The sequence below is a fragment of the Gracilibacillus alcaliphilus genome (assembly GCF_016909015.1).
GTDB lineage: Bacteria > Bacillota > Bacilli > Bacillales > Amphibacillaceae > Gracilibacillus > Gracilibacillus alcaliphilus.
The window spans coordinates 1-10,071 of sequence record NZ_JAFBFA010000063.1 but is presented as its reverse complement, the minus strand read 5'-3'; the positions used below and the strand labels follow the sequence as shown (position 1 = coordinate 10,071).

At 35.5% G+C, this 10,071-nt stretch carries 12 protein-coding genes; 11 read left to right on the top strand and 1 reads right to left on the bottom strand.

The features are described from left to right. Window positions 1–394: 394 nt before the first annotated feature. Together JOD18_RS23710 and JOD18_RS23705 are read left to right on the top strand one after the other, a co-directional pair. A complete protein-coding gene (locus tag JOD18_RS23710; RefSeq protein ID WP_204671908.1) occupies window positions 395–1,213 on the top strand; it encodes a MerR family transcriptional regulator in 819 nt (272 codons plus the stop codon). A gap of 103 nt (window positions 1,214–1,316) precedes the next feature. Next, complete coding sequence (locus tag JOD18_RS23705; protein ID WP_204671907.1) at window positions 1,317–2,513, top strand: MFS transporter; 1,197 nt, start codon at window positions 1,317–1,319, stop codon at window positions 2,511–2,513. A gap of 116 nt (window positions 2,514–2,629) precedes the next feature. Here JOD18_RS23705 and JOD18_RS23700 read toward each other — a convergent pair whose 3' ends face one another. After that, a complete protein-coding gene (locus JOD18_RS23700; RefSeq protein WP_204671906.1) occupies window positions 2,630–3,175 on the bottom strand; it encodes a helix-turn-helix domain-containing protein in 546 nt (181 codons plus the stop codon). Between the two features lie 318 nt (window positions 3,176–3,493). Here JOD18_RS23700 and JOD18_RS23695 point away from each other — a divergent pair, with 318 nt between their 5' ends. The 9 genes from JOD18_RS23695 to JOD18_RS23655 all read left to right on the top strand — a co-directional run bounded on the left by JOD18_RS23695 (window position 3,494) and on the right by JOD18_RS23655 (window position 10,005). Then, on the top strand, window positions 3,494–3,886 hold the full coding sequence (locus JOD18_RS23695; protein WP_204671904.1) for a DoxX family protein: 393 nt from the start codon (window positions 3,494–3,496) through the stop codon (window positions 3,884–3,886). 40 nt (window positions 3,887–3,926) lie between these two features. After that, window positions 3,927–4,883, top strand: a complete 957-nt coding sequence (locus JOD18_RS23690; RefSeq protein WP_239588335.1) for a VOC family protein — start codon at window positions 3,927–3,929, stop codon at window positions 4,881–4,883. Between the two features lie 320 nt (window positions 4,884–5,203). Beyond that, window positions 5,204–5,758, top strand: a complete 555-nt coding sequence (locus tag JOD18_RS23685; protein ID WP_204671903.1) for a dsDNA nuclease domain-containing protein — start codon at window positions 5,204–5,206, stop codon at window positions 5,756–5,758. A gap of 159 nt (window positions 5,759–5,917) precedes the next feature. Next, window positions 5,918–7,074 (top strand): IS3 family transposase gene (locus JOD18_RS23680; RefSeq protein ID WP_204671902.1). Its coding sequence is split into 2 segments (ribosomal slippage): window positions 5,918–6,158 and window positions 6,158–7,074, totalling 1,158 coding nucleotides; the frame shifts between segments, so codons are not numbered across the junction. An 863-nt stretch (window positions 7,075–7,937) separates the two neighbouring features. Next, window positions 7,938–8,246 carry a PadR family transcriptional regulator gene (locus tag JOD18_RS23675; RefSeq protein WP_275583097.1) on the top strand — a complete coding sequence of 103 codons (309 nt, stop codon included), beginning with the start codon at window positions 7,938–7,940 and terminating at the stop codon, window positions 8,244–8,246. Continuing rightward, complete coding sequence (locus JOD18_RS23670; protein ID WP_204671901.1) at window positions 8,243–8,590, top strand: DUF1048 domain-containing protein; 348 nt, start codon at window positions 8,243–8,245, stop codon at window positions 8,588–8,590. Before JOD18_RS23675 ends, JOD18_RS23670 begins: the two co-directional genes overlap by 4 nt. 10 nt (window positions 8,591–8,600) lie before the next feature. Next, window positions 8,601–8,951, top strand: coding sequence for a DUF1048 domain-containing protein (locus JOD18_RS23665; protein WP_204671900.1), 351 nt, complete (start codon window positions 8,601–8,603; stop codon window positions 8,949–8,951). 2 nt (window positions 8,952–8,953) lie between these two features. Then, on the top strand, window positions 8,954–9,184 hold the full coding sequence (locus JOD18_RS23660; protein ID WP_460578361.1) for a cysteine-rich KTR domain-containing protein: 231 nt from the start codon (window positions 8,954–8,956) through the stop codon (window positions 9,182–9,184). Between the two features lie 53 nt (window positions 9,185–9,237). Beyond that, window positions 9,238–10,005 carry an ABC transporter ATP-binding protein gene (locus JOD18_RS23655; protein ID WP_204671898.1) on the top strand — a complete coding sequence of 256 codons (768 nt, stop codon included), beginning with the start codon at window positions 9,238–9,240 and terminating at the stop codon, window positions 10,003–10,005. Window positions 10,006–10,071: the final 66 nt, after the last annotated feature.

Genomic DNA, 10,071 nt, shown 5'->3' with positions numbered 1-10,071 from the left:
GAATTGGTAATTGCATTGGCGTTGTGTGGTAAATTCCTTAGCAATCAGTGGTAAATAAGATGTCACTGGTGGTAAAAAAACTTGGCCGTAATCAAAGATCATCTTCTCGTTAATTCAGAGGGGGAGAGCTATATTAGCTATGCAGATTACGCAATTGCGGTGTTAGATGAAATAGAAAATCCTAAACACATTAACGAGAAATTTACTGTTGTTGGCGAAAGTAACTTTCGATGTTTCAGAAGAAATATCTAAATTAATCATAGGAAAGACATTAGCAAATGTGATTTCAATATGAAATTACGATGTTAATGTCTTTTCTTTTGTTTCTTACCTGACTTTAGAATACAAAATGGGTATGATAGTGTTATAAAAAACAGAGAGGAAAGATAATGTAATGAAAGATCTGTTCACAATAGGAGAAATGGCAAAACTTCATAATATGACTATGAAAACACTGAGATATTATGATGAGATTGGATTACTAGAGCCCATTCAAATTGATGCAAATAATGGATATAGATACTATTCAACGGAACAGTTTGAACAACTAAATACGATTCAGTATTTAAAGAAATTAGGTTTTTCTTTGAAGGAAATCAAGGGTCATCTAGACCATAGGGATATTGATGGTTTTTTGGAATTATTAGAGAAACAAAAAAAATTTACAGAGCAAAAAATAAAGGAATTAGAACGAGTTAACCTTAGATTTCAAAATCGTATTAATGAAATTACATTAGCTCAAGAAATAGTCGAATTAGAAGTAGTGAAAATAAAAGAAATAAAAGAGAGGAAAATTGTGAGATTGGAGGAGAAAATTCAATCAGAACCTGAGATGGAGCTGTTATTGAGACAATTAGAGAATTCGGTAAATTTGAATTCCACCATTTTTATTGGTGGTGTCGGACTGACAGTAGATGTAGATGCTCTAAAAAAACAAAAATTTAATAAATATAATTCTATTTTCATCATAATTGAGGAAGAAGATCTTGAAGGCCCGTTAGTAACAACCTTTCCAAAAGGGACGTATGCTAGCATTTATTACAGGGGAGATCATAATAACTCATTTCAGTATTATCAAATCCTGCTAGATTATATTCAGAAAAATGATCTTCACATAATAGGGGATGCCATTGAAAGAACGATTATTGACCATTACATTTCAAGAAGCAAAGAAGATTACCTGACAGAAATACAAATTCAAGTTACCTATTGACCTTCCCCTAACGGGAAGGTTTATTATTTGTTTTGTTGTTGGAAAAGGATTTTTCATATGTAGTTTTTCGAAAAAACATTTCAATAAAGGAGAAAGAGAAAAAATGTCTATTATAAATAATAAGATTTGGTCACTTTCGTTCATTTTCGTAGTGATTTCCAATGCATTAGTTTTTATGATTTTTGAAATGCTATTACCGACCCTTCCCTTATTTGTTACGAGTTTGGGAGGAGAAGCAAGTAGCGTTGGTTTAGTAACAGGGATTTTTATGTTATCAGCCATTTTAATTCGCCCATTTGCAGGAATGCTTACAACAAAGATTGATAAAAAACTTCTTTTGATTTTAGGTATTCTTATTATTGCTCTATCTACGGGTGCCTATTATCTCTCTAGCAACATAACAACCTTATTAATTATTCGTTTGATCCATGGAGCTGGATTCGGTTTAGCAACCACTTACTTTGCCACACTTGCTGCTGAAATTGTTCCTAAAGATCGTCGGGGAGAGGGAATTGGTTATTTTGGTGTGGGAGAAACAATAGCTATCTCTGTAGGCCCAATGATTGGGATTATGACACTAGAATTATATGACTTTCAACGATTATTCTTTGGAGGTATGGCCGTTCTTTTCCTTGCTGTGATTATGGCCATTTTTATAAAAAGAGCACCAAAAGGAAAAGAGTTAGATAAACAAGTGAGTGGTAAATTCAAATTATTTGAAAAAAGGGTTTTATTCCCTGCACTACTAATTTTATTAATCGGAATTGCGGCAGGAGGTATTATGTCTTTCCTTTCTTTATATGCAATAGAGAAGGAGTTTACTCAAGTAGGACTGTTTTTCTTATTGATTGCGGCAGCAAGTTTTATTATTCGTCTCATATCAGGAAAGTTATTTGATAAGTACGGACCATCAATCATTTTAATTCCAAGCTCGATTTTGTCCATTATAGGATTGGTTATCCTGTATGTAGCAGTCAGTGACACCATGTTTCTAATTGCAGCTATCTTTTATGGATTTGGATTTGGGGCAATCTTCCCAGCCATTCAAACATGGTGCATTAATTTAGTAGAGGAACATGAACATGAGAATGCGATGGCATCTTTCTTCAATTTCTTTGACTTAGGAATTGGCGGTGGCTCATTTATCCTCGGTTTAGTTGCCACAGTCACATCTTATCAAACCATATATCTTGTCGCATCAATTACGTATGGAGTGGTCCTAGTTATCTATATTGCTTATGCTGTTGTGAAAAGAAATTGTAATAAGCATAATGGGGTAAGTGTCCAAGTGGATAATTAAGAAATCTAGAATAAGTGTATAATGAGGAGCCAAAATAGGCGATTACAAAGGTGGACAGGTTAGCAAGATCTTTGCTAGCCTGTCCACCTTTTGTATTTGTCAAGCAACCATGCTTTTTAAATTAGCTCATCTAATCTTGTATCTGAATAAATCGCGATTAGAATGACAGCTTTTGTGTCTCCAACGTTTTTTACCATATGTGGAACGCTTGCATTCCAGCTAAAAGAATCGCCTTCTTCTGCAATAATGGAGTCTTCTCCTTGTTCAGCAAGTACTTTTCCTTCTAGTACTAAATGGACTTCCTCCCCTTCGTGGGCATGGGGTTCATCTTCTCCGATTGCAAATCCAGGTGGAGATTCAGTGATCATCATTCGTAGTGGACCTTTTGTGGTTATATGCTCAATGTTTATATTTTTTAATGATGACATTCTTCTAGCATCTTTTCGAACAACACGCATGTGCTGTTTTTTTTCTAATAGTAAGTATGGTAGTGGGACCTTCAGAAATTCTGCTATCGTATTTAATGTGTTAATGGAGGGTGACGTATTGTTGTTTTCGACGTTACTTATAAAGCCTTTTGATAATCCGGTGCCTTCACACATTTGTGCGATTGTTATTTTTTTTCTATTTCTAATTGAACGAATTTTGGTTCCTATATCCAACCTATTCACCTCTATATGTTTTCTTTTAGGAAACTTATGCTAATCTAATAGTAGCAAAAATATTGACAGTCTACAAGTCTGTTGTTATTATGTACGAAACTAATATTCTTGTGAGAAAACACGGCGAAAGTTTTTACTATTTGCACACTTGTATTCTAATATGAATATTTTTTTCTTATTGGAGTTGCTGTTTACTTCCTGTCTAGAATGAAGATGGCTGAATAAACCTTTTAGAAGGCAGGTAAGAGGTAGAAGGAAAAATATTTGTTGTGAAAGCAAGATATTGGTTAAATAAATACTTCTATAGGAGGAATTATAATGAAAAATAAACAAGATATCGGTGCTCTTATACTTCGAGTAGTTTTAGCAGTTATTTTTATCGGACATGGTGCACAGAAATTTCAAGATGGGATTGAAAATAGTGTTGGGTGGTTCGATAGTATTGGATTACCTGGATTCTTGGCTTATATAGTAGCAGGTATCGAGTTGATTGGTGGGATTGCGATGCTCCTTGGTTTGGCTACACGTATTGTAGGAGGACTTTTTGTATTAGTGCTATTAGGGGCAATTATGACAGTGCAATTAGCTACAGGGTTTATTGGAGGTTATGCGTATGATCTTGCGTTACTGGCCATATCTGTGTATTTCTTATTAAACGGAAGTAAGCTTTTTTCTTTAGATTATTATATATCAAAAACAAGAAACAAATAATGTTATCGTTAAAAGAGGTCTGACCTATCGGGGACAAAAGATGAAAAATATGTGGATTATGTCGATAATTATCATTGTTACTATTGTAGTGGTACTTTTTTTATTTCTAAATAAGGAAGGACACATCGAAGAAATGACTATGAAAACTTATTCAGAAATCATGGAATCTAGAATTGGATATGTGGAGCTGCAAGTCTCTAACTTAGACCGATCTTTAACTTTCTATCAGGAGATAATTGGGTTTCAAGTGCTAGAAGTAAATGAAAAAAAAGCAAAACTTACAACAAATGGAATAGTACCACAGCTTTTATTAAAAGAAGTGAAATCATATGTTGAACGACCAAATAGATCAACCGGTCTATACCATTTCGCTATTGCCGTTCCTACTAGACAAGATTTAGCTCTATCCTTAATGCATTTGGCAGAATCTGGTTACCCAATACAGGGTGCTTCAGATCATCAATATAGCGAAGCGGTTTACTTAGCGGATCCTGATAATAATGGCATAGAAATATATGTCGATAGAGAATCTGATCAGTGGGAAAGAGACGGTAAGGGTGGGTATGTCGGAGATATTGCGCCATTAGACGTAGAGAATTTATTCGCTGAAATAAACGAAGATACATGGGATGGCTTACCTAGCGGAACAAGAATAGGTCACATGCATTTACAGGTATCAGATATAGAGGAGTCGGAAACATTTTATGTAGAAGCACTTGGACTTGATATTGTGGCGAAGGATACTCATATGCTTTTTGTATCCAAAGATGCATACCACCATCATATAGGAATGAACATTTGGTCTGGGAAAGGTTTACCTGCACCTCCGAAAAATGCATTAGGCTTAAAGTATTTTACTCTCCATTTTACGTCAGAAGAGTATGAACGCGCAAAAGAGAATCTAGATCGGCTAGGGTTCAAATTTAGTGAGGACAATCAAGAAATTACAGTTGAAGATCCTTCTGAAAATAGCATTAAAATTATAATAAATAATTGATATGGGTGCTTCTGACTCTCTTTTAATGAAAAAAACAATGATTCATGTTCGAAATTTCTTCCGATTGGTACCATTATATGATGGGAAAAATGCTTGGATAAGCAGATATAAAACCTGTATCAATAATTACTATGTAATTAAGATACAGGTTTTTATGCGTTTTGTAACCATTCTATAATTTAAAGTGGAAAAAAACCATTTTGGGGGATGTTTCCGAATATAATGAGAAATATTTACAAACTAAAATAAGCAAATCTGCTCACATAGAGGCTGAAGGGATATGTTGTAAGGATTAGATTGAATTATTTTGGAGTTACATTATGAAAGTGTTTGATTTAGCTGGAACTAGGTCCAAAAATAGATTTCGAAATGAGATGCTTTGGGGTCTGAAGAAAATGCTGGACCTTTACAACCAAAAGCAGGACTGTACAATGGTTTTCGACTATAGTTATGATATCGAAATTCATAAAGCAAATAGTCTAGAATTTTACCAAGTGAAAACTCAGAATAATAACGATACTTATAAAGTAAAAAAAATAACCAATCCAAACAGATCTGGTGGTTCAATTCTGGGGAATTTGTATCGTTTAAAATTCACTAAAGATCTTGTAGAGCTGGATGATACCATTTTAGGACTTGTATCAAATGCACCTCTTGATGATGGAAAAACTGTTCATAATACCATAAGCCTTGCCGAAATAGACAATGATGCAGTAGAAAATATTAAATTAAAACTAAAAACAGAGCTTAGCTTAGATAATGATATTAACCTAATAAATACAAATTTCGAACGAACAGGAATAAGTCTTATACAACCGGATGAATCTCTTGTTGGGGAAATTGTTTTTTTCTTTGAAAGAACTCATGATTCTTAAACGAGTATTTGAGGAAATTTAATTTTAAAAAACAGAAAATAAAAAGTGAAGAAGTGGAAGAATTGTTTTTAACACTATCCCATTGCTTGATGCTAGTATAGTTTCATGGACACATCTAAGTTAAATTTTATACAATGAATTTCAAGGAGGATGTGTCCGATGAGTACAAGATATAACGGCAAACGGTATAATGACGATTTTAAAAAGATGATTGTTGATCTTTATCAATCTGGAAGTTCTGTAAAAGATTTAAGCAACGAGTATGGCGTATCTGATGTGACTATCTATAAATGGATTAAAGATTTAACTCCAATTGAAGGGACTGATGGCAAGGAGATTACTCCAAAAGATGTGGATGCTATTCAAAAAGAGAACCTTCGCTTGAAGCAGGAGCTTGAAATCTTAAAAAAGGCTATGGCCATATTCGCTCGAAAGTAAGTGACTCAGAACTAACTGAATTTATTACAGAACATAAAGATGATTATACCGTTCGTACAATGTGCGAAACCCTTGGTATACCTAAAAGTACCTACTACCAATCTTTGAATAAGGCAGAGTCGAATCGTGATCGTGGGAACCGTGAATTCACAGAAAAGATTATCCGGATTCATGAAGAAAGTAAGAAGCGATATGGAGCACCTAAGATACATGAAATCCTTGAAAAACAAGGTCACAAGATCAGCTTAAAACGAGTTCAACGCTTGATGAAAGAAGCTGGCATCCGATCCATCATCGTTAAAAAGTTCCGTCCGACACCTAGTAAAGAAAAGGTGGAAGAACGAGAAAATATTATGAATAGAGACTTTTCTACAACAACGATCAACCAAAAGTGGGTTGGCGATATCACGTATATTCACACGCTTCGTGATGGTTGGTGTTACCTTGCATCTGTTTTAGACTTGCATTCAAGAAAGATTATTGGGTATTCATTTGGACGTTCAATGACGACTGAGTTGGTAGAACAGGCTTTAGAAAATGCTTATGTCTCACAGAAACCTAATGATGGCGTTCTATTCCATTCCGATTTGGGTTCACAATATACAAGTGATGCCTTTGTAGAAAAGGTTCAAAGCTGCAAAATGACACATTCCTTCAGTCACAAGGGAAGTCCCTATGACAATGCTTGTATTGAATCTTTTCATGCGATATTAAAGAAAGAAGAAGTAAATCACGTCCAATACTTAGATTTTAACGCTGCGAGAGTAGAGTTATTTAAATATATCGAAGGCTGGTATAACCGCAAAAGAATACACGGCAGTATCGGTTATCTAACCCTACAAGAGATGGAAGACCTAGCGCTTCAACAAGCAGCGTAATTGCACCATGTAACAATAGAGCACGGCTTTACCTGGAGAGGTGGGCGTGGTAGGCTTTCACCTTGCGAAAGGTCTATTTACTAACCTTTCGTCTTTCGCAAATCACCACGCACACAGAGGCTCCATGTCAAGCCATCACATATAGATAGAAATGAACTTCAAAGCACTATCAAAAAACTAACTTAAATGTGTCCTAAATATTGACGTAGATCCAGCTTTTTGCTTAAATTCTTCCCATGTTAACTTAGCTTCTAAAAGGATATTTGGTTAAATTGACAGTACAAATATACTGTTTAAGAATTTCTGGGACGATTACGTTTATTAAGTGATCGTCTTTTCTTCGTATTTGACACAAACTGTTCAGAAGAATCGCTTAAATGCCTTATGAATACAGTATTAAGGATGCTGTTTCTGAAAAAACAACTATTTGCGTTTCAATATCACCATCCTATCAAAACAAAGGTGAATGTTTACGTCGATAGAGAAGAAATAAGCTATATCAAAGGTTTTGAAAGTTTTAATGTAAATATTGATGTTTGTTTTATGTTCCCTCAGACTGATTAGTTTGGGGGAGTTTTTATTTAGAGGATCTAACTTTTGCGCAGAACAATGATATTTGCGTTAAGTTTTTTGTATTGCTAATTTGTTTTATTGAACGAGGAAAACTTTTGGGGTTAGCTTCTATGTATAAGGTGATTGTCCTTATTTAAGTATGCTTTAATTTCATAGGTGAAAATAAACGTAAAAAAATATCTATGTTGACACAACCACTACTACGTGATACTATATAGTAGTAATAAGTAATACTTAATACCAGTCATACAGAATAGATAGGGGTGATTGCTCTGGTAAACCTAACGGAAATGCTTAAAGGCGTGCTTGAGGGTTGTGTCCTTGAAATTATAAGTCGCAAGGAAACCTATGGCTACGAAATCACGAGGCAGCTAAAAGACCTTGGTTTTACAGAAGTTGTGGATGGAACTGTTTATACCATTTTGGTACGTCTTGAAAAAAATAATTTGGTGGAGATTACGAAAAAGCCATCTGAAAAGGGACCACAGCGGAAGTTTTTCAAACTCAACGAAGCGGGGCATGAGGAGTTGCGGATGTTCTGGGATAAATGGGGATTTGTTGCATCGAAAATGAACGAGTTAAAGGAGAGAAAACAATGAATTTTTGGAAAAAAATCACAGGTAGTGATATGACGAAAGAAATGAAAAGTTTTGAATATCGAGCCCAAAAGCTGCCTACTGATTACCAAGCAGCTTGGGAAAGAATTAACTCCAATCTTTGGCAGCACTCAGATTTCACTGGTCGAAACCTCATGCCAATTCTTGACGGTGTACTTGGCCTGCTCGAAGAATCGGCTACGGAGGGGCAAAGTGTCCAGGATGTTTTAGATGATGACATCGAAGGCTTCTGTTCGGCGCTTGTCGGCGAAGAAGGGGCAAAGTCTTTTAGAGACAAGTGGCGCAAGCAACTCAACAATAATATTGCAAAAAAATTAGGCAAATAGGAGGATAATAATGAGAATAAAAGATATTATCGAAGGCAAAAAAGAGTGGAGAGCGCACATGGCGCGTGTCAAAGCTCTCCCACAAGATTATCAGGTTGTATATAAAGAGATTCAAAAGTACCTATTTAAGGTCGGCCCTGTTGAGCTAACAGACGGGACGGATCTACTCTCGGGTATAATCGATCTTTTTGAAGAGGGAGTAGCCACAGAAAAAGATGTACTGGAAGTGACGGGAAGTGACGTAGCAGCTTTCTGCGATGATCTAATCAAAGATTCCGAAACTTACGCTGACATCTATCAAAAATTTGCTAACCAAGAAGTTAACAAGGCCATGAAAAAAGTTACGGATAAAAGAAAATAAAGGTGATAGTGGTCAACAAAATCAGTAAATATGGGGATGGTAGAGTGTGTAAATACGAATGGATTTTATGCCCGGTATGTAGCAACAAAACACGGGTCAAGATTGGTGTTGATACGGTACTTGAAAACTTTCCGTTATTTTGTCCCAAGTGTAAACAGGAAACAATTATCAATGTAAGACAACTGCAAATATCAGTTATTAAAGAGCCAGACGCTAAGACGCAGAGCCGATGACCGTGAGTGAAATCACAGTTGTCGGCTCTTTATTTATAGAGGAGGAAAAGAGAATGAAAAAAAATATCATACGAATTAAAGGGGTAAAGAAGGCCTACAAAGATGTAGAAGTCCTCAGAGGAGTAGATTTGGATGTAGAGGATGGAGATATCTTTGCATTACTAGGTTCTAATGGAGCAGGAAAAACAACATTGATTAGAATCATGGCTACTTTACTTAAAGCCGATTCTGGAAATGTTATGATCAATGGTTATGACGTTGAAAAAAATCCAGGGGACGTTAGAGGTTCTATCAGTCTTACTGGTCAGTTCGTTGCTATTGACGAAATATTGACTGGACGTGAAAATCTTCAAATGAATGCAAAGCTTAGACATCTTAAAAATCCGAATCAAGTAACAGATGAGTTAATTAATCGTTTTAACATGTCAGAGGCTGCAGATCGCAGAGTGGGTACTTACTCTGGCGGTATGAAAAGAAGAATTGATATCGCGATGAGTCTTGTGGGAAATCCAAAGATTATTTTCCTAGATGAGCCAACAACAGGTCTTGATCCAGAAGCGCGTTTAGAGGTTTGGAAGATTATAAAAGAGTTATCAGTTGCAGGAACGACAGTATTCTTAACGACTCAATATTTAGAGGAAGCGGAACAGCTTGCAGGTAAAATCGCTATTCTCCATGAAGGAAAAATCATTGCTTTAAATACACTAGAGGGATTGAAAAAATTACTCCCACCTGCAAAAGTTGAATATGTTGAAAAACAACCTACATTAGAAGAAATATTCCTAGCAATCATTAATAGACTCTCGGAATTTCAAGAGTGAAAATGACCCAATTTCCATAAAATCACTGGAAATAAAGCTTAATCCAGGCAAACAACGGTCATTTTC